Here is a 26,381-nt window from a genome sequence, read left to right on the forward strand (position 1 = left end):
AACCAGAAAAAAGAACCATCTCTCTTCCTTGTTTCCGGAAGATTTTACATCTATGCAATACGACGTTAAGCTCTTATGCTTTCAAACTGGACCCCGATAGTTTGGGCTCTCCCGTGTAATAGAAACATCATGCGTATGGCTTTCATGGAGTCCTGCATTGGTAATACGAACAAACGTTGCTTTTTTACGAAACTCTACAAGATCTTTTGCCCCAACATAACCCATCGAAGCACGCAGTCCACCAGCAAGCTGATGGAGAACTGATGCTATAGGACCTTTATAGGCCACTTGACCCTCTACACCTTCAGGAACCAACTTCAATTCATCACGCACGTCATCTTGAAAATAGCGATCTGCTGATCCTCGTGCCATAGCACCAACAGATCCCATACCGCGATAGGCTTTAAAAGATCGACCTTGATAAAGATAAACTTCCCCAGGACTTTCTTCTGTCCCCGCTAAAAGAGAACCAATCATCGCTGCACAAGCCCCACCCGCTAAAGCTTTAGCAAAATCACCCGACGCTTTGATCCCACCATCTGCAATGAGGGGAATGTCTGCTTTTTCAGCAACTTCTGCAGCATTCATAATAGCTGCAAGTTGAGGAACACCAACACCAGCAACAATACGCGTTGTACAAATAGAACCAGGGCCAATACCAACTTTTACTGCATCTGCACCACTGTCAATCAATGCTTGCGTTGCTTCAGCAGTCGCAACATTCCCAGCAATAACAGCTGGAGAGGAAGCCATCTTTTTAATCTGTTCAACAGTTTCTAGCACACGCTGAGAATGTCCATGCGCTGTATCAATGACCAACACATCAACACCTGCATCAATAAGGCGTTCAGCACGTTCAATCCCATTATTCCCAACACTACTTGCCGCTCCGACACGCAAGCGCCCTTGAGAATCTTTAGCCGCATTTGGATTTAATTTTGCTTTTTCAATATCCTTAACTGTTATCAGGCCGACACAACGATTTTGTTCATCCACAACCAATAATTTTTCAATACGGTGGTAATGTAAAAGATATTTTGCTTCACTGAGTTGAACATTTTCACGCACTGTGATCAAATTCTCATGTGTCATTAATTCATAAATTTTCTGTTTTGGATCCGATGCAAAACGGACATCTCTATTGGTCAAAATGCCAACAAGCCGTCCAGCAGTCTCACCTTTAACACTATTTTCAACAACCGGAATACCTGAAATGCTATGAAAGCGCATCAAAGCTTTCGCTTCTTCAAGTGTTGCATTGGGGCCAATTGTGACTGGATTAACAACCATACCAGATTCAAACTTTTTTACTTGGCGGACTTCTTCTGCCTGCTCAGCAGGAGACATATTACGATGAATAACCCCAAGACCACCAGCTTGAGCCATGGCAATTGCTAAACGCGATTCTGTGACCGTATCCATGGCTGCAGAAAGTAATGGCAAATTGAGCTTAATATCAGCGGCAATGCGCGTCCTAAGATCTACTTGACTAGGCATAACAAGAGAATGTCCGGGCTGTAAAAGTACATCATCAAAAGTCAGAGCTAATGCCCCTGTCCCCGTTTCAACAATCTTCGCCATAGCAAAATTCCTCTTATAATAAAAACACCGCAAGAAGCTTTAAAACACAACTGCGGTTCCATACATGCTAGATTGGCAAAAAATTATGCCATGCTAAAAACAAAATGAAAAGAAAAATAAATATTTTTTTATGATTTATAAAAATTTACAATTGTGATTCAATCGGTAACCAACTTATTATTTTTGCAAATGCGCGACGCCAAAAATTGCTTTCTGGCTCATAATCAATGCTATATTTTTTTTCATTTTCAATAAAATCCCAATAAATACGATTATTCTCACCAAGACGAAGATGATAGCTCATCTCTCCCGTCGTTTCTTCACAAAACAACAAATCTAGCCTTGCTGTAATGGGGGCACATTCAAAAAGAATGCCCATTTCTGTATTGAGTGCTGCTGATCTGGGATCAAAGTTTAAAGATCCAATAAAAGCTGTTTTACGATCAACTAAAAAAGCTTTGGCATGTAAACTTGCCTTACTCGATCGAAACAATCGTAACCCATGGGGGTTACCTTCTGCTTTTAATTCATAAAGCTTAACACCACTTTTTAACAGCGCCTTACGATACTGTACATAACCACCATGCACTAATGCTACATCGGTCGCAGCCAAAGAATTCGTAAGAATTTTGACATCAACACCTTTTGAAACCAAATTACTAAAATTCTGTGTACCAACCTTACCTGGAACAAAATAAGGTGATGTAATCTGAACTGTTTTTTGGGCATTTACAATAACCTTTGAGAGTGCCTTCATAAGCCAATTGCTTGCTTTTTTACGCAATGCTTTTTCTGGAGGATCAGAAAGAACAATAACTTTATCAGCTAAAAATAACCGCTTTCCTGTCTGGATAAAAAAATCAAAGTTAATGTGCTCTTTGACATAATCTAAATAAACCTTTGCAACTTTGGAACCCCGAAACTTTCGTAATTTATCCTTCCAATAGTTAAGATCGCTTGCGCTTTTCGGAATAACCAAAGTATGAATTGGCAAAACAACAGCACTATTCCAAAAATCATCAAAAATACTTTCTACCTTTTTAACAGAGGGACCGATTAACATCAAATCTAAATCTCGAAAATGAGATTCTTCAGCAGCATCAAAATAAGAATCTGCAAGATTACGTCCTCCTACAAAAGCAACCCTGCCATCAACAATAAAAGCTTTATTATGCATTCTCCGTGTTACAGTAATTGCCCGTAATATAATTTCTAAACCACGGCGTAAACCACCTTTACGCGATCGCCCTGGATTAAACATTCTCACCTCAATATGAGGGTGTTTATCGAGCGCAATATAAGCTGGATCACGTGCCTGAGCGTTAATATCATCCAAAAGAAGCCGTACCCGAACGCCTCGATCAGCTGCCTCAACTATTTCACTTAATAATAGACGACCAGTTAAATCATCATCCCAAATATAATACATCAGATCAAGGCTACGCCCTGCCTCTGCCGCACCTATTGCACGAACACAAAACGCATCCAAATTGCTTATGATGAGAGAAAGGGCATCTTTATTAACCCCCAATCCATTTTCTTCCTCAGCCAATTGACTAACGATACGATCAAACTTGGTTTCATCCTTCTGAATAGGCAATGCATAAGAAGATTCTCCCCTAGCACTTTTCACAAAACGCCCATAGGTGTAGATTGCCAACATAGAGGCAATAAAAAAAAAGAGAATACAACCAATAACAATCTGTAAAAAAGTCAAAAAGGATAAACTTTCTATTTTAAAACTATCGCATCAACCATGATACGAACCACAATACGCGTCATTTTATCTTAACTATGTATCAAATAGAATGCCACTTCTTGCTTAAAAGAGTATAAACTTAATATCCATGACGCAAAAATTTTAGCTGTAATATTTAAAAGCTTTAAAAAATGTAAATTTAATGAAAATTGTACAAAATGAAACAAACTATAAAATAGTCCAACAAAAATTATACTTGATTTAAGTCTATAAAATCATCCTTAATAGATAAAGTTTATAATAAATGCTTATTTTCTTTTAAATGCCCCCACTCATTTTATCAAAAAACCTTCTCCTTTTTTGAAAATCATGCTTTTCATCAAAAGAGATTTGTTATGAATTTTACTTTCGTTCTTGATTTCTTATGGTTCTCAATTCTTCCATTTTTCGATAAAGTGTAGAGCGACCAATATGAAGGCGGCGCGCAATCTCACTCATATGTCCCTTATAATGTTTAACCGCTTTTTCGATAATATCATGTTCCATCTCTGCAAAAGTACGCACATGCCCATCAGTATTCAAAAACTGTATCGATTCTTGTTCATTATCTTCTTGCATATTACCCTCAATGATATTGGGAACATTCATTAATGAATTTCCCATTAATTGCGGAAAATCTCGAACAGTTAATAACGGTCCCTCACTGAGTAAAATCGCACGAAATAGAAAATTTTCAAGTTCATTCCGATTGCCAGGCCAATCATACTGCATAAGCAATGAAAGAGCTGAACCCGCTAAACCATGGACATGAGATCGCCCTGTTTCTGTTATGATGCGATCAATCAAACGTTGTGTGATCTCGGGAAAGTCATCCCTTAATTCTCTTAAAGCAGGAACGTTAATAGACAAATGAGAAAATTGTTCAAACAAACTATCCAAAAAAAAGTTTTCTTTAACCAAGTCTTTTAAACGCGATGTTGAAATAGCAATGATCCGAAAAGGGAAAAGTTCTCCTTTTGTATCCCTTTCCCTTTCTTTAAGATAATGAGCAAACCGTTTTTGCTGTATCGGCTCAAGTCGATCAATATCACAAAGGCAAAGTGTCCCTTTTTCAAGCGAAGAAACCAATGGGAGAAATTCTTTAAACCAATGCTGATTTTCTTCTTCTGGATCAACAATCGCTGTACATTGAAAGCGAATAAAAACGCCCTCAGAGAATAAACCTTCATGATGAATAATACGTGCTAAGGTCTCACGACCTGTTCCAACTTCACCCTCTATCAAAAGATTCTGTGGAGTCGTTGCTGCTGTTCTCGATTGCTCTAAAACAATCTGCATAGCTCTACTTTTTATGCAAAGGTCCGAAAACCGTAAATGATTCTCTTTTTTTCGCCGAATATCTCGAACCTCATGCTCCAAAGCAGAAATAAGAGCAAGAATATCCAAAGTAACTCTTACACGTAATAATGTTACTGGATGAATCCAATAATCAATAGCTCCAGCTGTTAAAGCTTTCTGGAGTAAATCTTGATTCTCTTGTTGTGCTATCACAACAATAGGAACAGAAACACCAGCAACTCTAATCATTTTAATCAAATCGCTTACACTCAAATCACTCATAACAACATCAAGGAGTGCAAGCACAATGTTTTTACGCCTGTGTAAAAGATCAATTGTACGGAGGCCATTTTCTGCTTCAATGACACGGTAACCAAAACCTCGGAGCATAGCAGAAAGCTCTATACGTCTTCCATAATCTTCACTCGCAACAAGAATGGGACCAACCATAATGTCAATAATCTCCTTTGAGATTACTCATGAGACTATTCAGCGGCTTAATGTAAAAATTGTTGTAAACCATAAGAAATATTTCACCTCTTGTGTTTCACTTGCACATTTCATCAAGCTGTTAATTAAATACAACATTAAGGCATTTTTTTCTATTTTTTTGCTTTTTCATTGATTTTCATCAAATTTTTCATATTGACTCATGGCATAATTTAATAATTTTATAGGAAATAGAGAGCAAAATAATCTAAATTAGAGTGAAATAAATGAAACATACCTATCATATTTTATGTCTTACAATCACCGCTTTGCTATTAAGTGCCTGTAGCTTTTCGCAATATTATAGCCCCAATATATCAACTGGAATTGATGGAAAATGGGTTGATGAAAATGGTATTATTTCTTCTTTCCACAATGGTGTTTTTGAAACGCGTGCAGCAGATACAGAAGAAAAATTATCAGAAGGGGTATATAATTATCTCAATGCCCAAAATATAGAAATTGAAATACGTTCTATTCTCCGTGGAACAATTTCTAGAGTCAATTGCACAATGTCATATGACGCCACACAACTTCTTTGCACCTCAAATACAGGAGCACAGTTTTTCCTTAAGCGGAAATCCTCAACAAGATAAAAGTGAAGCTTTTCCTCATTAAGAACAGAGGGGGCACATACATCAACCAGGAGGTGACCCTTTCTCCTCCTGATAGAAAATCCTCTCTAAAATGCGCAAAGAGACTAATATAATCTCTCTCTTTGTAGAATTTTCTAAACATGATAATTAGAAAAAAGTCCTTTCACAATGAAGTTGTGACTTTATATCATCAATCTATCTTAGCCTAAAATAATATTTTATCTGATAAAAAACTTTAATCTAAGCAGCACCGATACGCAAAAGATCATGGAAATGAACAATTCCTATCGGTTTTTTATCTTCAACCACGAAAAATGCACCAATATGATGATCATTAATAAAAGCCATCGCTGCACCAACAAGTGTATTTGGCTTTACAACTTTAGGAGCCTTGGTCATTACCTCATCAACATTAAATTTTGATAAATTAAAATGAATGTTCCGTGCAAGATCACCATCGGTCACAATTCCAATGAGTTCACCTTTTGGGTTGATAACACCAACACAACCAAAATGTTTTTCTACCAAAACATTCATAGCTTCAGTCATAGCTGTTCCCTGCATAACCAAAGGAATACGATCCCCCTCATGCATAATATCACACACGTATTTAAGGCTTGCACCAAGAGAACCACCAGGATGATATAGTTTGAAATCGGTTGCGGTAAAACCACGCATTTCTAAAAGAGAAACCGCTAATGCATCTCCCATTGCCAATTGCATAATTGTTGAAGTTGTAGGAGCTAAACCATGGGGGCAAGCCTCTTCTACTCTTGGTAATAAGAGAACAATATCAGCTTGTCGTCCCAACACAGAGTGTTCACTTGATGTCATTGCAATAAGGGGAATACGAAAACGTGCAGCATAACTCATAATGCCACTTAACTCTTGCGTTTCACCAGACCATGATAAAGCAAGAATAACATCATCAGATCCAATCATACCAAGATCACCATGATTGGCTTCTGCAGCGTGAACAAAAAAAGCAAGCGTTCCAGTTGAAGCTAAGGTTGCTGCAATTTTTGTCCCTATATGACCACTTTTCCCAAGACCCGTAATGACCACATGTCCGCGGGCATTTCTAATGGTTTGAACAGCCGCATCAAAAGAAGATGAAAGACTTCCAAGAAGGGCGGCTTCAAGAACTTCAAGCCCTTGCTTTTCACTGGCAAGTGTTTTAAGCGCCGATGCAACAGCACCTTGCAAAGCCATATGAGGAGACGATATTATCATAATCAAATTCGATCAATAAAATTAAATGAGAGATCTACATTATTTCTTAACTTTAATAGTTTCTAGTAAATTTTTCAATGAGGCAGAAATGTGGCTGTGCATATCAGCGCGTGCCAAAGAAAATGCAACGTTAGCTTCAATAAAACCAGCTTTAGAACCGCAATCAAAAGTGCGCCCTTCTAATTGTAATCCCCAAAAATCCTGTTCGTTTGAAAGCCGTATCATAGCATCTGTTAATTGAATTTCATTTCCTACTCCTCGTTCTTGAGTAGAAAGAATATTAAAAATTTCTGGCTGCAAAATATAACGTCCATTGATGTACAAATTTGATGGTGCCGTCCCTTGCGCTGGTTTTTCAACCATTTTTGTGATTTTAAAACCATTGGCGATCTGTTTGCCTTTCCCTACAATACCATATTTATAAGTTTCTCTAGGATCGCATTCCTGAACTGCTATAATATTTCCGCCACCCGTTCTTTCATAAAGGCTCATCATTTCAGAAAGACACCCCTTTTTCGCTTGTATTAACATATCAGGTAATAACAAAGCAAAAGGTTCGCCTGCAACTAATTCACGCGCGCACCAAAGCGCATGCCCTAACCCTAAAGGTTGCTGTTGCCGTGTGAAAGAAGTTGTCCCTGGCAACGGCTGTAAACGGTATAAAAGTGCAAGGTCTTCTTCTTTTCCACATTCAGCAAGTGTGGTATATAATTCAACTTGCGCATCAAAATAATCCTCAATAACTGCTTTGTTGCGTCCAGTCACAAAAATAAAATGCTCAATACCGGCCTCCCGTGCCTCATCCACAACATATTGAATAACAGGCTTATCAACAACTGTTAGCATTTCTTTAGGAATCGTTTTTGTTGCAGGAAGAAAACGCGTACCAAGACCAGCTACGGGGAATACTGCTTTCCGGATTTTACGCAACCCCACCCTCCTCAATGAATTCATACCATTTTTTTATTTATCACATGTTTTTACGAAATGGTAAAAAGATATCTTATTATTTTGATTACCTTATAATAGGCAATCAAAAATGTAAAAGAGAATATGAGCATTTATTGAAGGGATTAAACAAGTTATTTGTTGCAGTTTTTTCCTCTTCTTGATCATATTATCAATTAAACTAAATACAAAATAAAGTTATTGTATATCTAATAAATTGAATATTAATGGGGATTTCAAAATGCAAAAAACAGAATTGAAGACTTTTTCTTTTTTAGAGAAGTCAATAAATCGGAGTACGCTTATCACTGGCTTTGCCATTCTTTTGTCTGTTTTTTTAATGTTTTTTGCATCCTTTTCATATGCTGATAGCGGATTTCAAAACTGGATTAAAGAATTTAAAAAAACAGCTATTGCTCACAATATTACTCCCTCTACGTTTCATATGGCTTTTAAAGGTGTTAATGCCATTGATCCAGAAGTTTTAAAAAGCGCCTTATACCAACCGGAATTTGTTGCTCCCTCATGGAATTATTTCGATAATCGTGTCCATCATATCGCAATTGTGGAAGGACGGCGCCAAGCAAAAAAATGGAATAAATGGCTTCTTCAAATTGAAGAACGTTTTGGTGTTGACCGCAATATTTTGCTTGCTATTTGGTCAATGGAAAGCAATTACGGTAAAATTTTAGCCAATAAAGGTGTCATGCGTGATACCATTCGCTCGCTTGCAACCCTAGCCTATGCTGATAAAAAACGTGCAAAATATGCACAAACACAACTGATTGCTGCTATGAAAATTCTACAAAATGGTGAAATTAAACGCTCTCAACTCACTGGATCTTGGGCCGGTGCATTGGGACATACCCAATTTATTCCAAGCAGTTATCTCTCCTATGCCGTTGATATGGACAAAGATGGACGGCGTGATATCTGGACCTCTGTTCCAGATGCTCTGGCTACTGCAGCTAATCTTCTCCACAAAAATGGCTGGCAGCCTCACCTTATCTGGGGAGTAGAGGTGAAAGTTCCCCAGGGGAAAAATCTTCCCGAAGGCTGGTATTCCTTTGAACAATGGAAAAAATTAGGTGTAAAATACGCCAATGGGCATCCTCTTCCTCCATTAGCTGAACAAGTAATATTAAAATATCCAGATGGAGCCAAAGGACCTATATTCTTAGTCACAAAAAATTTCTTTGTTCTAAAACGTTATAATAATGCAGATCGTTATGCTTTGGCTGTTTCCCTTCTTGCTGATCGTATTGCTGGACATTCTGGATTAGTGCATGATTGGCCAAGACCTTTTCAACCCCTTACCTTCCAAGAACGCAAAGAACTGCAATCTCGCTTAAGTGCGCTGGGCTATTATAAAGGAAATGTTGATGGAAAAATCGGGACTGCCTCCCGCAAAGCAATTCAAGCTTTTCAGCTTCATCACGGTTTAAAAGCAAATGGATATCCATCATCTCAAGTGCTTTTTCTCCTTCGTAAACAATAATAGAGAGTTAAGGTTTTGTCTCTTTTTCGTCTGATATACTTAATATTCTTGTTGTTTTCACTTTCTATTGCGGTGACAATACAGCCATCCTCCAGTCACGCAACCAACTTCTTTAAATGGTTGTCACAACAAAACAAACAGACACAACAATCGCCGCAAATTATAGAACAAAAAATAGACAAACCGCAAAAAAAGATCGTAATACAAAAAAACATACAAAAGCTGAAAAACGAGAATGCAAAGCGCATTCTTGTCATAGGGGATTTTGCAGCTACTGCTGTTGCTGATGCACTTAAAAAGTTTTTTGCGGATAATAACGATATCATGATCATGAACAATACAATGCCAGCTTCCGGTCTCGTGCGAACAGATTCTTATTCTTGGCAAAGCAATATTTCTAAACTTATTGATCAAAATAACCCCGATGTTATTATCATGATGATCGGTGCAAATGATAATCAATCCTTCACAGACTCTTATAGCATAATTAACACAGATCAGTCAGAATGGATACGCATCTACAAACAAAGAATTATTGAAATCGCTGAAAATCTTCATGCTTCTGGAAAATCATGGATATGGATAGGTCAGCCTTCTTTTGGAAATGACATTTTGACACAAAAAATGAAAATTCTTAATGCGCTCTACAAACAAGAAACAGAAATAGCGGGAGGATATTTTCTCGATATCTGGAACGGTTTTATTGATGAAGAAGGAAACTTTTCTCTTTCAGGCTATGATATTCATGGAAAAATAGCCAAATTACGCACCAATAATGGCATTCATTTCACTTCTGAAGGAAAGGAAAAACTTATCTCTTATTTAGAAAAACCATTGAAAAATATTTTAAATTTTCATGCCTTTTCTAAGGACAAACCATACTCAACAGATCAAGCGATTCAAAAACTTATACAAGAATCAGAGAAACAAGAGCCAAGTAAGATTATGCGTCAACCTCCGATGAGCCTCGATGATATGGCCCAACAAAATACCCACCTTTTAGGTCAAAGAAAATCAAGTTTTATAAAAAAATCACGGTTTCCGCCCAATGGGCATCAAAAAGATCGAGCTGATAATTTTTCTTCCCCATAATGTCTCTTTAAAGGACAAAATCTGATGCCCTCCATTAAGTTAAGATAAAAAACTCTGGTTACAAAGCTATAACGAAGAGAAGATCTGCATAAATCGCAAAGACCTCTTCCGAAAAATATGAAAACGGCATGGTGTTAACCATACCGTTATAGTTTTATAAGCCACGTTTATTAATCATTGCCTCTGGTAAAGGCATCCGTCCCCGAAACGCTTTATACAGTTCCTCTGGATCGCGGCTTCCCCCAGCAGAATAAATAAAACGCTTTAAAAGATCAGCAAGTTCTGAATTAAAGGCATCTCCTGTTTCTTCAAACGCTTGAAAAGCATCAGCATCAAGGACTTCTGACCACATATAAGAATAATAACCAGCAGCATAACCATCCGCTGCAAACACATGCATAAAATGGGGAGGACGATGACGCATAATAATTGTATCAGGCATTTGCAACTTTTCTAATTCTTTATGTTCAAAAATTGTTGGATCCGTAACTGTTTCTCCTTGGTGAAAAGCCATATCCACTAAAGCTGATGAGATAAATTCAACCGCAGAAAATCCCGCATTAAATGTCTGTGCAGCTAAAACTTTATTGATCAACTCTTGTGGCATCGGATGGCCTGTTTTTGTATGTATAGCATAAGATTTTAATATCTCTGGTACGGTTAACCAATGTTCATAAAGCTGAGAGGGAAGTTCAACAAAATCACGTGAAACAGATGTTCCCGCTACAGAAGGCCATGTAACATCAGAAAGCAACCCATGTAATGCATGCCCAAATTCATGGAAAAGTGTACGTGCATCATCAAGTGATAAAAGTGCAACCTCTCCTTTAGAGGGTTTAGCAAAATTACAAATATTGTAAATCACCGGTTTTTGTCCGCCATCCAATTTATGCTGCGATTGCAATTGGCTCATCCATGCACCAGAACGTTTTGAAAAACGTGCAAAATAATCACCAATGAAATGTCCAAGCAAACTCCCATCAGATTTTTTTACTTCCCACAAACGTGCATCAGGATGCCAAAGTGCAACAGCATTTTTTTCTTCAAAGGTAATGCCAAAGAGTTTTTCTGCTACCCCAAAAGCCGCTTTAATCATACGATCAAGTTGAAAATAATATTTAATTTCAGCACTATCGAAAGAAAGTTTTTCAGTGCGGAACTTTTCAGCATAATAACGCCAATCCCAAGCAGCTAAAGATTCATTGCTTCCTTGATTGTTAGCAAAATTTTGCAATTCAATTTGCTCAGTAGAAGCCTTCGCTTTTGCACGCTCCCACACAGGCATAAGCAAATCCATAACGGAATCAACACTTTTAGCCATGGTATTATCGAGTTTCAAATCTGCGAAAGATTTATATCCCAATAATTTCGCTTTCTCATCTCGAAGCGAAACAATCTCTAAAATAATGGTTCGATTATCATTCTTGTTATTATTTTCACCACGTTTAGCCCAAGCTTGGAATGCAACCTCACGCAAATCACGACGATCAGAGAATTTTAAAAAAGGTTCAACAATCGAGCGTGCTAGTGTTAAAGCATAGGCTTCTTCATTGCCTCTTTCGCACGCAGTTTCCTTCATTGAAGCAATAAGATCTTCCGGTAAACCAGATAAGTCTGTTTGTTTTAAAAATAGAATCCATTCAGCTTCATCGTTTAAGACATTCTGCCCAAAAGTAGCATTTAAAAAAGCAAGTCTTTCATTAATTTTTACAAGCCGTTTCTGAGATTTATCGTCTAGTTTTGCACCATAACAAACAAACTTTTTCCACCATAATTCAAGAACGCGTGTCGTTTCACTCTCAAATACGCCCTGCTGCGCCTGTTGATAAAGTGCATCTATTTTTGCAAATATCCGCGCATCCATCATCATTTTTGAAGAATAACGGGACAGTTTTACAACGAACTCTTGTTCTAGCTGTTGAATCAACGCATTCGTATGAGCACTGGTACGCAGAAAAAATATTGAACAGACACGATCAAGCGCTTTGCCACAAAGCTCAAAAGGTTGCAAAAAATTCTCAAGCGTTGGTGGCTCTTGCACCATAGCAATCACCTCTAATTCTTCTTCGGCTTCTTGAAGTGCCTGTTCAAAAGCGGGTTTGAAATCTTCATCTCTTATAGAAGAAAAATCAGGAAGACCTGAAAATCCCTTCCAGTCCAGCACTGCTGCTTTTGTCATAATACGTTATGTCTCCATTATAAATTTAAGCTGTAATGATTATCTTTACGACACAAATTGATAATATACTAAGATTATTTCATGCGTTTCAAAATTACCTTTCAAAGCTCTATTGAATAAAAAATAAAGAATATCTTTAGCTTCATGCGATCAATAAAAATAAGAATTTCTATACTTATCAAACAAACTCTTGGATTTATAATGATAATTTATTGTTTTTTTATATCGAATGAAAAACTTGCATATCGTAGAATTCTTTCATTTTAAACAATATTATATCGAAGCAATAAAGATTATTCGCTCACCCATTACAAATGAAATTGCCTATTGATAAAGACGCTTCTTATGAACTTTTAAAATACAAAAGCTGTCATAATATTGAGAGCTGAAAAATAGTATAATGATACGGGTTTGCACCTTTTATTTAAACGTAAAGATGATAATCTTCTATGGATTTTAGACCATTTACGCGTAGCGTTATGAAATGGATAGTACGTGTCTCAAGAGAAAAACAAGCGTATGAATTCGCAACATAAGTTTATTCTGTTTTTTTGAGACGTAAACCTATAAAGAACGTAAAAAACAACAATTTTAAGAAAGGCATATTCTCTACTCTTTACAAGATATGACTGTAATTCTTTCAAAAATTGTACTAAAGAAATGATGGTAAAAATGAAAACTGATTTTTATATTTACGCCTTCATATTATCCCTAAGTTAGGCTGTATTGTTGCTTTCAGTGATTTCAGAAACTTGTTTATAACTTATAATTTATCCTTGACTTTAATTAAAATATTAACAATTGGGAATATCGTTGGGGAGGTTTTGTTAGAATCTTCCATAGACTTTTATTTTTTATCTCATCATCTTATCTAGATTTATAACTCTCCAACTCTTCAGGAGGTACTTTATTATGACTGAAATCAAAACGACCTTCGACTTCAAAAATTTTTCTCCTGAAGCTCTTGCTGAAAAATTAAAAAGTCAGCATTTTGCAGACTCTATTGATATCATCAATGACCTCGATATCATGGAACGTGTAACTATTCTTAGTTTACTGCCTCTTGAGTATGTTATCGAACTTTTTGATAAACCAGAGCTTGAGCAACCTGCTGCTATTTTAGAACTTCTGCCCATAAATCGTGCTGTTGAAATTCTTGATGGCATGTCTGCAGATGCTGCTGCAGACGTCTTTCAAGAAATGGATAAAGAAACCCGCACACGGCTTTATGCCTTGCTTAAACCCTTAACGCGTGCTGAACTTAAAAAACTCACCAGTTATCCTGATCATACAGCGGGGGCACTAATGACAACAGAGTTTATAGCGGTTCCTTCAAACTGGACCATACAAAAAACTTTGGATCACATTCGTGAGGTTGAGCGGACACGTGAAACAGTTTATACCAGCTATGTGATTGAGCCTAACACAGGGACTCTTCTCAAAGCTGTTTCACTGCGCAACCTTATTCTTGCTTCACCTGATGAACAAATTCTTAATGTCCCTACCCATGACTCGCCCATTACAATATCGCCCTTAACACATCATGAAGATATTGCCCGCCTTTTCCAGCGCCATGACCTTCTCTCTGTACCCGTCGTTGATGAAAATAATCATGTCATTGGCATTGTAACCGTTGATGATGTGCTTGATACTATGGTCGATGAGATGAATGAAGATGCTTATAAATTTGGGGGTATGGAAGCGCTTGATAAGCCCTATATGCAAATAAAGTTTCCTGAAATGATGAAAAAACGCGGCGGCTGGCTGGCTTTACTCTTTGTCGGTGAAATGCTGACCGCAAGCGCTATGCAACATTTCGAAACAGAACTTGAAAAAGCGATTATTCTTACACTGTTTATTCCTCTCATTATGAGTTCAGGAGGGAATTCTGGTTCACAAGCAACATCCCTTATTATCCGCGCATTGGCTTTACGCGAACTCACGCTGAAAGACTGGTGGAAAGTTATCATTCGTGAAATTCCAACAGGACTATCCCTTGGTCTCTTACTCGGAATTATTGGCATTACGCGCATCGCTCTTTGGCAAAAACTCGGTATCTATGACTATGGACAACATTGGATTTCTATTTCGACAACAGTAGGCGCAGCTTTAGTTGGCATCGTTACCTTTGGTTCTCTTTCTGGATCTATGTTGCCTTTTATCCTTAAAGGTTTAAAATTTGATCCAGCAAGTGCTTCTGCTCCTTTTGTGGCCACTTTAGTCGATGTTATGGGCATTATAATCTATTTTTCTGTAGCATCCCTCATTTTGTCAGGAACTATTCTTTAAAAATATGCAGTAAAAACATAGTATTATGGAAAGATCTTGTAATAAAACTTAAGATCTTTCCATAAGAGAACAAGCCCTATTATTTGTTTGTTATCGCACCACTTCATAGATAATATATTGCTTTATAATGATAATTCATCGTTTAATATCGAATAATAGCTCCAAATATCGTAAAATTACCTCATCATAAATCTTTTCGTATTGTATCAATTAAAGTCATCTTCTCGCCTATCACAAGCGGGATGGGTGTGTGGATAGGAGGTTATTCAAGAAAGGAGTAAAATACTTCTTATGTCCTCTCTCAAATACAAAAACTATCGCAATATTAACCAGCTAAGAAAGAACAATAATGGCGGGTGATTAATAGGCTTTATACGCTTCACAAAGGCGTTGATAGTATACCATCCATGTATATTATATCATTCATTGCCCCTATCATGAAATGTGTGTAATATTAAGCGGTATTTTTCTTTAAAAAAAGATATTAAGTGTGCAATCAAAAGTGTAGGCAATACAACAATCTCAATGGTTTAAACTGTATTTTTTGAGATGCTTTTGAAGTCATAAATGTAAATTAAAAATAAGAGCAAAGAGAAAAACTTTCTTTTAATACCTTCATATCCTTTATAAATCATCTGTATTTCCGTTTCATAAATAAATCAAACAGACAATAACTCTTTTTCTAAACTGGCATACAAAAGTTAGAACTTCTTATAAAATTCTGAATCGTCTCAATATTTATTGCAAATATGCAGCAGCATTCAATCTGGATGTTGATTAACAAACTCCAGAAGAAGCAAAAACTTTATTGGAAAAATGTCATAAAGTTGTCAATAGATTGAAAGATATTCTTGGATTTTTACCAATCTCTTTGCAAAACAACAAATATGACACAGCTAGCTTTACATTTATTTATTTTTTAAAGGTCGTTCTCATAAATTCTTTGTGTCATATTGATAAAGATCCTATTGACGGTGATTTATGGATAATTCTTGACTCAAGAATAAAATACACACATCCTATAAAGTCCTTTTACGAAACTCCAGCAATTGAGACTTCATAGAGCAGTAAAGACTTATATGAATCGTTTTGCCATAAAAATATGGCCTCCATCTTCCAAAATTATAAAAAAACATGTAAAAGGTTTTTTAACAGTCTGGCAAAGAATGTAAAGGCTTTGCCTCAAATGAAATTTCATTAAACGAAAAGAAGAAAATTTATGCAATTGCGTAACATTGCCATCATTGCCCACGTTGATCATGGGAAAACAACGCTTGTAGACGGACTTCTCAAGCAATCAGGAAACTTCCGTGATAATCAACGTACAAGCGAACGTATGATGGATTCAAATGATATTGAAAAAGAACGTGGAATTACAATTCTAGCAAAAGTAACATCTGTTGTTTGGAAAGATACCCGAATTAATATTGTTGATACACCAGGTCATGCCGATTTTGGTGGAGAAGTTGAACGTATTCTAAACATGGTTGACGGCGCCATCGTACTTGTTGATGCTGCTGAAGGACCAATGCCACAAACAAAATTTGTCGTTGGCAAAGCATTGAAAGTAGGATTGCGCCCTATTGTTGCTATCAATAAAATTGACCGACCTGATGCACGCGTTGATGAAGTCATTAATGAAGTTTTTGACCTTTTTGCCGCTCTTGATGCAACCGACGAACAGCTTGATTTTCCCATTCTTTACGGATCAGGACGTGATGGCTGGATGGCTGAAGCCCCAGAGGGACCAAAAGATCAAGGATTGGGGCCTTTATTTGATCTTGTAACGCGGCATGTCCCTTCTCCTAGTGTCGCAGAGGGACCATTCCGCATGATTGGAACTATTCTTGAAGCAGATCCGTTTTTGGGACGAATTATTACAGGTCGTATTCATTCCGGCTCTTTAAAACCCAATCAAAATGTCAAGGTTCTTGGTCAAGATGGAAAACTTTTAGAAACTGGACGTATTTCAAAAATTTTAGCATTTCGTGGGCTAGAACGGCAACCTATTGAAGAAGGAAGCGCTGGTGATATTGTTGCGATCGCAGGTCTACAAAAAGGTACCGTTGCGGATACTTTTTGTGACCCAGCTGTCAATGACCCCTTGACTGCTCAACCAATTGATCCTCCTACTGTTACGATAAGTTTTCTTGTCAATGATAGTCCCCTTGCAGGAACGGAAGGAGATAAAGTAACAAGCCGTGTCATCCGTGACCGTTTGTTAAAAGAAGCAGAAGGTAATGTCGCTCTTAAAATTGAAGAATCAGCTGATAAGGATTCTTTCTACGTTTCAGGACGAGGAGAATTACAACTTGCAGTTCTCATTGAAAATATGCGTCGAGAAGGATTTGAACTTAGTGTTTCACGTCCACGTGTTGTTATGCAAAAAGATGAAAATGGAATAATTCTTGAGCCAATAGAAGAAGTTGTTATCGATGTTGATGAAGAATATTCCGGTACTGTTGTACAAAAAATGTCTGAACGTAAAGGTGAAATGGTGGAATTACACCCTTCTGGAGGTAATCGTGTTCGCCTTGTTTTTTACGCGCCAACCCGAGGACTCATTGGTTATCAATCTGAACTTTTAACTGATACCCGTGGTACAGCTATTATGAATCGCCTTTTCCATGCTTATGAACCTTATAAAGGGGACATTGCTGGTCGTGTTAATGGTGTTATGATTTCAAATGACACCGGTGAATCTGTCGCTTATGCTCTTTTTAATCTTGAAGATCGTGGACCTATGATCATTGATGCAGGTGTAAAAGTCTATCAAGGTATGATTATTGGCATCCACTCACGCGATAACGACTTAGAAGTCAATGTGTTAAAAGGAAAAAAACTCACCAATATGCGTGCTTCTGGAAAAGATGAAGCCGTAAAGTTAACACCCCCTATTAAAATGACATTAGAACGTGCCCTATCGTGGATACAAGATGATGAACTTGTGGAGGTTACCCCTAAAAATATTCGTCTTCGCAAACTTTATCTTGATCCCAATGAACGTAAACGTTTTGAAAAAAACACGTGCCTCAATTTCAAGTTAATCTTATAATCTCTTCGATTAAAGGTTTTATAAGACCTTATTTCCTCACACTCCGGAAAGGATATTTACATGAATATTAAAGAAATTCCTGTTGGTAAAAATCCACCAGAAGATGTCAATGTTATCGTAGAAGTCTCTCTTGGTGGTCAACCAATAAAATATGAAATGGACAAAAAATCAGGAGCATTGTTTGTTGACCGTTTTCTTCATACCTCAATGGTTTATCCTGGAAACTACGGTTTTGTTCCCCATACACTTTCAGAGGATGGTGATCCCATTGATGTTCTTATCTGTAATACCCGTCCTCTCCTTCCTGGCTGTGTTATCAATGTGCTCCCCATCGGGGCTCTGATTATGGAAGATGATGGTGGTAAAGACGAAAAAATCATTGCCGTTCCTACTCCAAAATTAACGCAACATTATATCAATATTCATGACTATACAGATCTTCCTGAAATTATACTCAAGAAAATTGAGCATTTCTTTGAACATTATAAAGATCTTGAACCTGGAAAATGGGCCAAAATTGAAGGTTGGCGTAATAAAGATTTTGCTCGCGAACTTATTAAACAAGCTATTGAACGCAATAAAAATAAAGAAGTGTGACTCTTTTAAAAATAAAGCCTATTTTTTAATAGGCTTTATTTCTTTACGAGATACAATCTCTGAGGGATTGCCATATCTGCTTTAACTCTTCTAAATGTGTTGAAAAGTAAAGCTGTTTGTAGCGAGATACTGCACCGCTTTTTAGAGAAATAGAAGAAGATGGAATTTTCCACTGTTTCGCAAGAAATTTAATGAGGGCTTTATTTGCTTTTCCATCTTCAGGAACAGCACGAAGACGTATAACAAGATATTGTTTCTCACTATCTCGACATTCAATCCCTATTATTTTGTCAACAGATGATTTGGGAATGAGATATACAAACAAAATCAAGTTATTTTTATCAACTTGATAAAACATGTATTTACCTTAAGTCATATTTCTATAAATACATATTTATGTAAGCGCGCCACATAAAATTACGAATAAAATAAATAATAATGAATACCACAATAGGCGAAATATCAATTGTTCCCAAATTCGGTAAAATCTGCCGGATAGGGCTTAGAACGGGATTTGTAAGGCGGTATAGAAAGTTTCCTATTAAAACAACAAAGCGATTGCGCGAATTTATGATATTAAAGACATAAAGCCAAGAAAAAATAACACTGGCGATTAAAATATAAATATAAATCTCAAAAATCAAATCAATCGTTTGAAGTAATGCATAAACCATGCGGTATCTCTTTCAATCAAGGAAACAGAAAAGCGTATAGAAAGCCTTAAGAATCTGTATATATTGAATAATAGTTTTACATCCCAAAATCTCATGAATAAAAAACTAAATATTCCAAATTCTTCACTCTCTATTTAATGATGATACCTCAAGAAAACAAATATCAAAATTAAAAATAGTGCAATAAAAATAGAAGAAACAGAAAATAATCTGAAAACTTTAAAAGCACTAAAATTATAGCGTTAATCTTAAAACTCATCGTTTTAATGATCAATCTATGCGTACAAACTAAAGGCGGCCTTAAAAGGCCGCTTTTATTTTTAAAATTATTTCTGCAAAGCAGTCAAACGGTTAAGAGCATTACTAAAACCATTTAGCTGAACAAACAAATCATTCAAAGGTGGTTCACCTGCAGCAGCAATTGTCATCGCTAACTTTAATTGTTTTCCAGAACGTAAAGCAGCTACGTGATTTTTATCAAAAACGACTGGAACCATACAACCTGCTGGTACACAAGTCCGAATACCGGTTTCAATAACAGCTTTTCCCTCATCAACTTGTAAACGAACAGGCTTAGAAACCAAAATGCCAAAAGGAACTGTTAAATTACCCGATACGACACCCTCAGCATTGAGAATAAGGGTCATAGCCACAACAACACGCCCCTGCTCATTCACTTCTTGACGGTGCATAAAGCAAACTTTTTTCCCTTCTTGTAACCCACAATTAATGGTCCACAAGCCGTAGGTTTCAGTCAAAGAAGAAGCTCCATTTGGCAATGTCGCTGCTGTCTCTTTCGTTGCAGAAGGCTTTGAATTTGTTGCAAATGCAACAGATGAAATACTCAAGAGAGTACAAACTATCAGTAAATTAAATAACTTTTTCATTTTTATATTCCTGTTCTTTACATAAAAGAAAAACATGTTTACCATCTATAAATAATATACATCATATAAAGCATCTTCATAAAAAGAGCTTTCTTATAGTCATATAGCTTTTATAATGACCTAAGGCTACCTCGAAATTCTTTGACAACTCTCATGTAGACATGCTTTTTAAAAGAAACAGCAATCGAAGGAAGGGCTTCTAGATCAATCCATTTCCATTGATCGAATTCCGCTTTATTGCCATCTGGTGGCGGATTAATCACAATTTCAGAGAGCTCTCCCGTAAACTGGAAAGCAAACCATTTTTGCGTTTGCCCACGATATTTATTGCTTAATGTGCACGCAACAAGTTCTTGTGGAAAATCATAATGGAACCAATTTTGTGCTTCTTTAATCAACTTTATAGATCGAATACCTGTTTCTTCATAAAGTTCTCGATATGCTGCATCTAATGGCTTTTCATCTTCATCAATTCCTCCTTGAGGAAGTTGCCAACGATGAGATCTATCAATATCTGCATGAGCTGACGCCATTAAACGACGCCCAACCCAAACTTTACCCTCATGATTAAAGACAACAATTCCAACACATTTGCGATAAGGAAGAGTCTTTAAGTTAACATCTGCATCCATTTATATTCCTCAAAAGCGTAAGCTATAGATATCATTTCTCACTTTAATATATCCTTATTGGAATCTGGTGGAAATGCTGCATTTGCCATCTCACCCCGTAACAGTTTATAAGCCTCATTCAATTGAATATCATCCTTAGGATCTTTCGGAACAAAAGCAGCTGAACCAGATCCTTTATTGCTTTCTCGTTTCCCTTTGATATGCCCTTTTAATGCAGACTCACCAATTTTTACATCATAACCCTTATATTTTTCAGGAAGTGGTTGCTCTACAATAATATCAGGTGTGATCCCTGTTCCTTGAATAGAAGTGCCAGATGGCGTGTAATACAGTGCTGTTGTTAAACGTAAAGCTCCATTTTCACCCAAAGGAATAATCGTTTGGACAGATCCTTTACCAAAAGACTGTGTCCCTAAAATTGTTGCACGACGATGATCTTGTAGTGCACCTGCAACAATTTCAGAAGCACTTGCCGAACCACCATTGATAAGAACAATGAGTGGTTTTCCATTAGTAACATCCCCAGACTTAGCATCAAATCTCGTCACATCGCTCTTTTGGCGTCCACGAGTCGACACAATCTCACCTTTATTGAGAAAAACACTCGAAACATTAACAGCTTGATCTAAAAGTCCACCCGGATTAAGCCGCAAATCAAGGACGTAACCTTTTAATTTCCCTTCAGGAATTTTAGATTGGATATCTTTAATTGCTGCCAGAAGATTATTCAATGTCTGCTCAGAAAACTGGATAACTCTTAAATATCCAATGTCACCCTCAACGCGATATTTCACCGCTTTTACCTTGATAATGTCACGAATAATCTTAATTTCAAATGGCTTATCAACGCCAGAACGAATAATTGTCAAAGTAATTGGCGTTCCAGGAGCCCCTCGCATCTTATTAACAGCTTCATTCAATGTTTGTCCATTCGTTTGTACATCGTCAATTTTTGAAATAAGATCTCCTGCTAGAATGCCTGCTTTTGAAGCGGGGGTATCATCCATCGGTGAAACAACTTTAATTAAGTTTTTTTCCATAGTGACCTCAATACCGAGACCTCCGAATTCTCCTTTCGTAGAATCGCGCATATCTTTAGCTTCTTCAGCATTCAAATAAGATGAATGGGGATCCAGTGATGTGAGCATGCCATTGATAGCATTTTCAATAAGCTTTTTATCATCTGGAACTGTGACGTATTGCTTACGCACACGCTCAAAAACATCGCCAAATATGGCCAACTTTTTATATGCGTTATCTTCATTATTCGCAGCAACAGACTGCACCATAATCATTGAACAGGCGCCGAGCAATACCCCAGCGACCAAAAGAATAACTTTACGAATCATTTTGGCTCCTTCTCATTTTTTCAGTCTGCCACCAAGGGATTGGATTTACAGGCTTTCCCTGCTTTCTAAACTCAATGTAAAGCATTGGAGCAGCTTTTCCTATATCCAATGCAACACTATTTGCAATAAATTGCATCCCCATCATACCTAGGGGCTCGCCTGAAAGAACAAACTGCCCCTGTTTTACATTAATTTTCGACATTCCGGTAAGAATGATATGATAACCATTTCCAACATTGAGAATAATTAACTGTCCGTAAGAACGAAATGGCCCAGCAAAAGCAACAAGAGCATCTGCAGGCGATATAACAACAGCCCCTGACTCTGTTTCTATCGTCTCACCAAAACGCGTAATCTGCGAATTCTTATGAGAATATCGAATTCTTTTTCCAGAAACAGGAAAAAGTAAAGAACCTTTTTGGCTTTCAAAATTGGATTGCTCTAACAATTGTAAACTTTTCCGTATCTGTATTGATGAATCAGAGCTAAGTTTTGACTGACGCTCAAGCTCTAAAATCAATTCTTCCAAAGACTGAGCTTTTTTAGCAAAAGCAATATTTTTTCGTTGCTGTTCTATAAGTTCTTTTTCTGATTTTTTTTGTAGTTTGTTTTTTTTGTCTAATAAAAGCTCTAGACGTTTTCGCTCCTCTGCTTGACTTTGTAGTTTTGTCTTTAACGTCTTATATTCTGTAGTAATGGAATTGCTTAAATTGGTCAATTCTTGGAGTTTCTCTTTTAAATCTCGTGTTTTCTCTTGCATCTGAGGAATGACAGTCCCTAATAAAACAGAACTGCGCATAGAAGCCAACACATCCTTTGGTTGTATCATAAGAGCTGGAGGTGGATTTAATCCCATACGTTCTAAAATTGCAAGAACTTCCGCAAATTCAGCACGACGGCTTTTTAAACTTTGATAGACTTGTAACCGCTTTTCTATCATTTTTTTAAGCTTTTCTTCCCTTTCAGCAATATCATCTGCAATTTTACGTTCTTCTTGAGCAGCTTTTATGAGCGCTTCACTCAAAACACGTTGATCTTTTTTTAAATGCTCAACTTGACGCGTAAGAACAACAACACGCTCACGCGAAAGTGAAATATTTTGGCGAATTTCTCCTAATTCTTTATGTACTTCTATACTCCTCACTGTATCTTCTGCATGCGATACAGAAAAACAAAAAAATATACTCAAGAGCAAAATGACAAATATCACGCATTCCCCATATAAATATCGCATCTTTCTATGAAGAAGCCTTTTCATTTGAAAAAACCATCACACCTCATCATATATACGAGAGATGCTTTAAATGGTGTCGGCTAAAACTATATTAATAAATATATAAATAAGTGCTAAAAATTGAACAAAAATATTTAAAAACGATGATATGGATGATGATTTGCAATTGTTACAGCACGATAAAGTTGTTCTGTAAGAAGAATACGTGCAATTTGATGAGGCCACGTCATAAAACCGAAAGATAAAAGAAAATCAGCACGATTCCTTATCTTTTCATCATGCCCATCAGGTCCCCCTAAAGCAATAATGACATCTCGAATGCCTTCATCACGATAACACCCTAATTTTTCAGCAAAAGCAGCTGAAGAAATCGACTCTCCACGCTCATCAAGCACAATTAATCGACATTTTTCAGGTAAAAATTCAATAAGTCTCCTTCCCTCTTCCTCCATACGTTGGCATGCTGTTTGAGAACGACTTTCTTGTATTTCCTGTAACTTTTTAAAATGAAATCCTACAGCTCCGGAACTTTTAGAAAAACGATCCAAATAATGCTGAACCAATTTTTGCTCCGCCCCACTTTTCATACGACCAACCGCAAAAATAGAAATTTGCATTTTAATGATCTCCGAAGAGTATCGATGTTGTATTGTTTAAATCTGGAGCCATCCACATTTTTTCTAAATTATAAAAAAGACGAATTTCCGGACGAAAAAGGTGAATGATAATATCCCCCGTATCAATCAACACCCAATCGCCTCCAGAAAGCCCTTCTACACGGGCAAGGCTCTGTCCACTGTCTTTCCAAGTGCGTAACAAATGATCGGCAACAGAAGATACATGACGCTGCGAATTTGCCGAAGCTATAACCATATAATCAGCTAAAGATGACTTCCCTTGAATATCAACCGCAATAATATCTTCTGCTTTTGTATCTTCTAAACTCTTGAGAATAATTTCAAGACTCTCCTTAACAGAAAAAACTTTTTTTTCTTTTAAGGGCATAATATCGTAAGAGTGGTTTTGTACAACGTTTTTCAGATCAATATTCCTTTCTTATTGTTGTAGAATGTAAAAAAAACTTCTCTAAAGAGAAGCAGAATCTTATAAATTGTTCAAGAAAAATCATTCTTCTTCAAACGAAGGTTTGTCGAAGATTGAAAAGATAAAGGTCCATGCAAATAAGTCCAAACGGGTGGTTTTATAAAAGGCAATCGCTCACTTTCTCTTTCATCCAAACGAAACTGACGATAAATGTGTGCCATAGGAGAAGAGAGGGCTGACTTATTGCCTAAAGGGCGATCAATAATTGCAACAGGAAGCATAGAGACAATATCACGCCATCGATACCAATGATGAATGATTGTAAAACTATCTGCCCCTATAATCCATACAAAATTTACGCCACTGTAATGGGTAAGAATATGAAAAATCGTATCGATTGATACTTTGCTTCCTATAGCCTGCTCAAAACCTGTTAAGCGAATTTTCGGATGATCAATAAGCTTAAAACTTAATCGCATTCTCTCCTCTAAAGAAGGTAACTGTGTATAATCCTTTAAAGGATTCCCTGGAGTGACCATCCACCATAACTGATCCAGAAGCAAACGCCGAATAGCAATTTTGGCAACAAGAAGATGCCCCGCATGCGGTGGATTAAAGGAACCACCAAAAAGACCCACAACATTGGATCTCTCAACATGTGGCATACGATTTTTCCATGGAAAAAATGGATTTTTCAAGCTCTAACCTGTCCATTTCCTTTAACATGATATTGAAATGATGTCAGTTGTTCAACACCTATGGGACCACGTGCATGCATTTTTCCCGTTGCAATACCAATTTCCATCCCAAAACCAAATTCACCTCCATCAGCAAATTGTGTGGACGCATTGTGCAATAAAATAGCTGAATCCAAATGATTAAAAAATTTCTTCACCACTTCCCTATCCTCAGCAATAATCGATTCCGTATGTCCTGATGAATAACGCTTAATATGAGAAATGGCTCCTTCAACTCCTTCAACCGTTTTAACAGAAAGAATAGCATCAAGATATTCATGTGACCAATCTTCTTCAGAGGCTAACTTTACATCTGGCAGAAGAAACGCAATATCTTCTGTGGCACGGATTTCACACCCCTTCTCCTGTAAAGCAGTCAAAACAGGAAGAAATTTTTTTAATGCCTTGTTGTCAATGAGTACTGTTTCAACAGCACCACATATCCCTATCCGACGCAACTTCGCATTTAAAACAATATTGCGCGCCATATCCAAATCCGCTGATTTATCAATATAAATATGACAAAGCCCCTCTAAATGGGCAAAAATTGGAACACGTGCATCAGACTGAACGCGCTCAACAAGCCTCTTTCCACCACGTGGCACGATCACATCAATCGCTCCATCCAATCCTTTGAGCATTTCCCCAACGGCAGCGCGATCTGTCGTTTCAATCATTTGAATCGCATCTTCAGGTAAACCAGAGTGCTTTAAACCCTGCACCAACGCACAATGAAGAGCATGTGAAGAATGAAAACTATCCGAACCACCACGCAAAATCGCGGCATTGCCCGCTTTTAAGCATAAAGCACTCGCATCAACTGTAACATTTGGGCGACTTTCATAAATAATGCCAATTACACCAAGAGGTGTCCTTACACGACTTATATGAAGCCCATTGGGGCGTGTCCACGCACTCATGACCTGCCCAACAGGATCAGATAAACAAGCAACTTGACGAACACTGTCTATCATTGCACCCAAACGCAATTCATCTAATTTGAGCCGATCAACTATTGCAGCTTTCAAATTATTCTGAGCAGCCTTCTCTAAATCCAGACAATTCGCCCGTAAAATTTTATCTGAGTGAGCCTCTAGGCTTAAAGCGATCATTTCCAACGCATTGTTCTTTTGCTCAGAAGAAGCAACAGCCAATACTGCAGCGGCATAGCGTGCTTTTTGCCCCATCTCTTTCATTTGTTCTTCTAAAGTCATCGTATCATTCACTCTA

Annotated in this window: 22 protein-coding genes; 6 read left to right on the forward strand and 16 right to left on the reverse strand. The window is 37.2% G+C overall.

Annotated elements, in window-relative coordinates; genetic code table 11:
- Window positions 1–81: 81 nt before the first annotated feature.
- The 3 genes from guaB to HWX04_RS01640 form a co-directional block, all read right to left on the reverse strand.
- Complete coding sequence (guaB, locus tag HWX04_RS01630; protein ID WP_175868504.1) at window positions 82–1,581, reverse strand: IMP dehydrogenase; 1,500 nt, start codon at window positions 1,579–1,581, stop codon at window positions 82–84.
- A 145-nt stretch (window positions 1,582–1,726) separates the two neighbouring features.
- Window positions 1,727–3,298 carry a phospholipase D family protein gene (locus HWX04_RS01635; protein WP_175868505.1) on the reverse strand — a complete coding sequence of 524 codons (1,572 nt, stop codon included), beginning with the start codon at window positions 3,296–3,298 and terminating at the stop codon, window positions 1,727–1,729.
- Between the two features lie 384 nt (window positions 3,299–3,682).
- On the reverse strand, window positions 3,683–5,068 hold the full coding sequence (locus HWX04_RS01640) for a sigma-54-dependent transcriptional regulator (protein WP_175868506.1): 1,386 nt from the start codon (window positions 5,066–5,068) through the stop codon (window positions 3,683–3,685).
- A gap of 266 nt (window positions 5,069–5,334) precedes the next feature.
- On the opposite strand from HWX04_RS01640, the gene omp10 reads away from it, so the two are divergent.
- Window positions 5,335–5,703, forward strand: coding sequence for an outer membrane lipoprotein Omp10 (gene omp10, locus HWX04_RS01645; protein WP_175868507.1), 369 nt, complete (start codon window positions 5,335–5,337; stop codon window positions 5,701–5,703).
- A gap of 240 nt (window positions 5,704–5,943) precedes the next feature.
- Here the strand turns inward: omp10 and HWX04_RS01650 are convergent, their stop codons facing one another.
- A complete protein-coding gene (locus HWX04_RS01650) occupies window positions 5,944–6,936 on the reverse strand; it encodes a KpsF/GutQ family sugar-phosphate isomerase (RefSeq protein WP_175868508.1) in 993 nt (330 codons plus the stop codon).
- A 39-nt stretch (window positions 6,937–6,975) separates the two neighbouring features.
- Window positions 6,976–7,866 carry a UTP--glucose-1-phosphate uridylyltransferase gene (locus HWX04_RS01655; RefSeq protein ID WP_175868509.1) on the reverse strand — a complete coding sequence of 297 codons (891 nt, stop codon included), beginning with the start codon at window positions 7,864–7,866 and terminating at the stop codon, window positions 6,976–6,978.
- Window positions 7,867–8,125: 259 nt separating this feature from the next.
- On the opposite strand from HWX04_RS01655, the gene HWX04_RS01660 reads away from it, so the two are divergent.
- Together HWX04_RS01660 and HWX04_RS01665 are read left to right on the forward strand one after the other, a co-directional pair.
- Complete coding sequence (locus HWX04_RS01660) at window positions 8,126–9,382, forward strand: lytic murein transglycosylase (RefSeq protein ID WP_175868510.1); 1,257 nt, start codon at window positions 8,126–8,128, stop codon at window positions 9,380–9,382.
- 15 nt (window positions 9,383–9,397) lie between these two features.
- Window positions 9,398–10,474 (forward strand): SGNH/GDSL hydrolase family protein, encoded by a 1,077-nt coding sequence (locus tag HWX04_RS01665; protein WP_175868511.1) that lies wholly within the window; start codon window positions 9,398–9,400, stop codon window positions 10,472–10,474.
- 154 nt (window positions 10,475–10,628) lie between these two features.
- On the opposite strand, the gene HWX04_RS01670 is transcribed toward HWX04_RS01665, so the two are convergent.
- Window positions 10,629–12,653, reverse strand: a complete 2,025-nt coding sequence (locus HWX04_RS01670) for a M3 family metallopeptidase (protein ID WP_175868512.1) — start codon at window positions 12,651–12,653, stop codon at window positions 10,629–10,631.
- Between the two features lie 912 nt (window positions 12,654–13,565).
- Here HWX04_RS01670 and mgtE point away from each other — a divergent pair.
- From mgtE to ppa, 3 genes are all read left to right on the forward strand, one after another.
- Complete coding sequence (gene mgtE / locus HWX04_RS01675; RefSeq protein WP_175868513.1) at window positions 13,566–14,942, forward strand: magnesium transporter; 1,377 nt, start codon at window positions 13,566–13,568, stop codon at window positions 14,940–14,942.
- A gap of 1,219 nt (window positions 14,943–16,161) precedes the next feature.
- On the forward strand, window positions 16,162–17,997 hold the full coding sequence (gene typA, locus HWX04_RS01680; protein WP_175868514.1) for a translational GTPase TypA: 1,836 nt from the start codon (window positions 16,162–16,164) through the stop codon (window positions 17,995–17,997).
- Between the two features lie 60 nt (window positions 17,998–18,057).
- Window positions 18,058–18,594, forward strand: a complete 537-nt coding sequence (gene ppa / locus HWX04_RS01685) for an inorganic diphosphatase (protein WP_175868515.1) — start codon at window positions 18,058–18,060, stop codon at window positions 18,592–18,594.
- Between the two features lie 43 nt (window positions 18,595–18,637).
- Here the strand turns inward: ppa and HWX04_RS01690 are convergent, their stop codons facing one another.
- The 10 genes from HWX04_RS01690 to HWX04_RS01735 form a co-directional block, all read right to left on the reverse strand.
- Window positions 18,638–18,952 (reverse strand): DUF167 domain-containing protein, encoded by a 315-nt coding sequence (locus tag HWX04_RS01690; protein ID WP_175868516.1) that lies wholly within the window; start codon window positions 18,950–18,952, stop codon window positions 18,638–18,640.
- 22 nt (window positions 18,953–18,974) lie between these two features.
- Window positions 18,975–19,268 carry a YggT family protein gene (locus HWX04_RS01695; RefSeq protein WP_175868517.1) on the reverse strand — a complete coding sequence of 98 codons (294 nt, stop codon included), beginning with the start codon at window positions 19,266–19,268 and terminating at the stop codon, window positions 18,975–18,977.
- Between the two features lie 326 nt (window positions 19,269–19,594).
- Window positions 19,595–20,155 carry an invasion associated locus B family protein gene (locus HWX04_RS01700; RefSeq protein WP_175868518.1) on the reverse strand — a complete coding sequence of 187 codons (561 nt, stop codon included), beginning with the start codon at window positions 20,153–20,155 and terminating at the stop codon, window positions 19,595–19,597.
- A gap of 110 nt (window positions 20,156–20,265) precedes the next feature.
- A complete protein-coding gene (locus tag HWX04_RS01705) occupies window positions 20,266–20,787 on the reverse strand; it encodes an RNA pyrophosphohydrolase (protein ID WP_175868519.1) in 522 nt (173 codons plus the stop codon).
- Window positions 20,788–20,825: 38 nt separating this feature from the next.
- The gene (locus HWX04_RS01710) at window positions 20,826–22,136 is read right to left on the reverse strand and encodes a S41 family peptidase (RefSeq protein WP_175868520.1); all 1,311 of its coding nucleotides are present in this window, start codon (window positions 22,134–22,136) and stop codon (window positions 20,826–20,828) included.
- Window positions 22,126–23,370 (reverse strand): murein hydrolase activator EnvC family protein, encoded by a 1,245-nt coding sequence (locus HWX04_RS01715; protein WP_175868521.1) that lies wholly within the window; start codon window positions 23,368–23,370, stop codon window positions 22,126–22,128. The genes HWX04_RS01710 and HWX04_RS01715 overlap by 11 nt, the downstream gene beginning before the upstream one ends.
- A gap of 134 nt (window positions 23,371–23,504) precedes the next feature.
- The gene (rlmH, locus tag HWX04_RS01720; protein WP_175868522.1) at window positions 23,505–23,987 is read right to left on the reverse strand and encodes a 23S rRNA (pseudouridine(1915)-N(3))-methyltransferase RlmH; all 483 of its coding nucleotides are present in this window, start codon (window positions 23,985–23,987) and stop codon (window positions 23,505–23,507) included.
- 1 nt (window position 23,988) lies between these two features.
- Window positions 23,989–24,375, reverse strand: a complete 387-nt coding sequence (gene rsfS / locus HWX04_RS01725; protein WP_175868523.1) for a ribosome silencing factor — start codon at window positions 24,373–24,375, stop codon at window positions 23,989–23,991.
- 110 nt (window positions 24,376–24,485) lie between these two features.
- Window positions 24,486–25,079 (reverse strand): nicotinate-nucleotide adenylyltransferase, encoded by a 594-nt coding sequence (locus HWX04_RS01730; protein ID WP_175868524.1) that lies wholly within the window; start codon window positions 25,077–25,079, stop codon window positions 24,486–24,488.
- A gap of 29 nt (window positions 25,080–25,108) precedes the next feature.
- Window positions 25,109–26,365, reverse strand: coding sequence for a glutamate-5-semialdehyde dehydrogenase (locus HWX04_RS01735; protein WP_175868534.1), 1,257 nt, complete (start codon window positions 26,363–26,365; stop codon window positions 25,109–25,111).
- Window positions 26,366–26,381 lie beyond the last annotated feature (16 nt).

The sequence above is a fragment of the Bartonella gabonensis genome (assembly GCF_903679515.1).
Classification (GTDB): Bacteria; Pseudomonadota; Alphaproteobacteria; order Rhizobiales; family Rhizobiaceae; genus Bartonella; species Bartonella gabonensis.

Bases quoted from the DNA above. Each gene is read 5' to 3' on its own strand.
- typA (WP_175868514.1), top strand. From the start codon at position 16,162: ATGCAATTGCGTAACATTGCCATCATTGCCCACGTTGATCATGGGAAA.
- HWX04_RS01730 (WP_175868524.1), bottom strand. From the start codon at position 25,079: ATGCCACATGTTGAGAGATCCAATGTTGTGGGTCTTTTTGGTGGTTCC.
- rsfS (WP_175868523.1), bottom strand. From the start codon at position 24,375: ATGCCCTTAAAAGAAAAAAAAGTTTTTTCTGTTAAGGAGAGTCTTGAA.
- HWX04_RS01695 (WP_175868517.1), bottom strand. From the start codon at position 19,268: ATGGTTTATGCATTACTTCAAACGATTGATTTGATTTTTGAGATTTAT.
- HWX04_RS01700 (WP_175868518.1), bottom strand. From the start codon at position 20,155: ATGAAAAAGTTATTTAATTTACTGATAGTTTGTACTCTCTTGAGTATT.
- HWX04_RS01640 (WP_175868506.1), bottom strand. From the start codon at position 5,068: ATGGTTGGTCCCATTCTTGTTGCGAGTGAAGATTATGGAAGACGTATA.
- omp10 (WP_175868507.1), top strand. From the start codon at position 5,335: ATGAAACATACCTATCATATTTTATGTCTTACAATCACCGCTTTGCTA.
- HWX04_RS01735 (WP_175868534.1), bottom strand. From the start codon at position 26,365: ATGACTTTAGAAGAACAAATGAAAGAGATGGGGCAAAAAGCACGCTAT.
- ppa (WP_175868515.1), top strand. From the start codon at position 18,058: ATGAATATTAAAGAAATTCCTGTTGGTAAAAATCCACCAGAAGATGTC.
- HWX04_RS01690 (WP_175868516.1), bottom strand. From the start codon at position 18,952: ATGTTTTATCAAGTTGATAAAAATAACTTGATTTTGTTTGTATATCTC.
- mgtE (WP_175868513.1), top strand. From the start codon at position 13,566: ATGACTGAAATCAAAACGACCTTCGACTTCAAAAATTTTTCTCCTGAA.
- rlmH (WP_175868522.1), bottom strand. From the start codon at position 23,987: ATGCAAATTTCTATTTTTGCGGTTGGTCGTATGAAAAGTGGGGCGGAG.
- HWX04_RS01710 (WP_175868520.1), bottom strand. From the start codon at position 22,136: ATGATTCGTAAAGTTATTCTTTTGGTCGCTGGGGTATTGCTCGGCGCC.
- HWX04_RS01670 (WP_175868512.1), bottom strand. From the start codon at position 12,653: ATGACAAAAGCAGCAGTGCTGGACTGGAAGGGATTTTCAGGTCTTCCT.
- HWX04_RS01650 (WP_175868508.1), bottom strand. From the start codon at position 6,936: ATGATAATATCGTCTCCTCATATGGCTTTGCAAGGTGCTGTTGCATCG.
- HWX04_RS01660 (WP_175868510.1), top strand. From the start codon at position 8,126: ATGCAAAAAACAGAATTGAAGACTTTTTCTTTTTTAGAGAAGTCAATA.
- HWX04_RS01715 (WP_175868521.1), bottom strand. From the start codon at position 23,370: ATGCGATATTTATATGGGGAATGCGTGATATTTGTCATTTTGCTCTTG.
- HWX04_RS01705 (WP_175868519.1), bottom strand. From the start codon at position 20,787: ATGGATGCAGATGTTAACTTAAAGACTCTTCCTTATCGCAAATGTGTT.
- guaB (WP_175868504.1), bottom strand. From the start codon at position 1,581: ATGGCGAAGATTGTTGAAACGGGGACAGGGGCATTAGCTCTGACTTTT.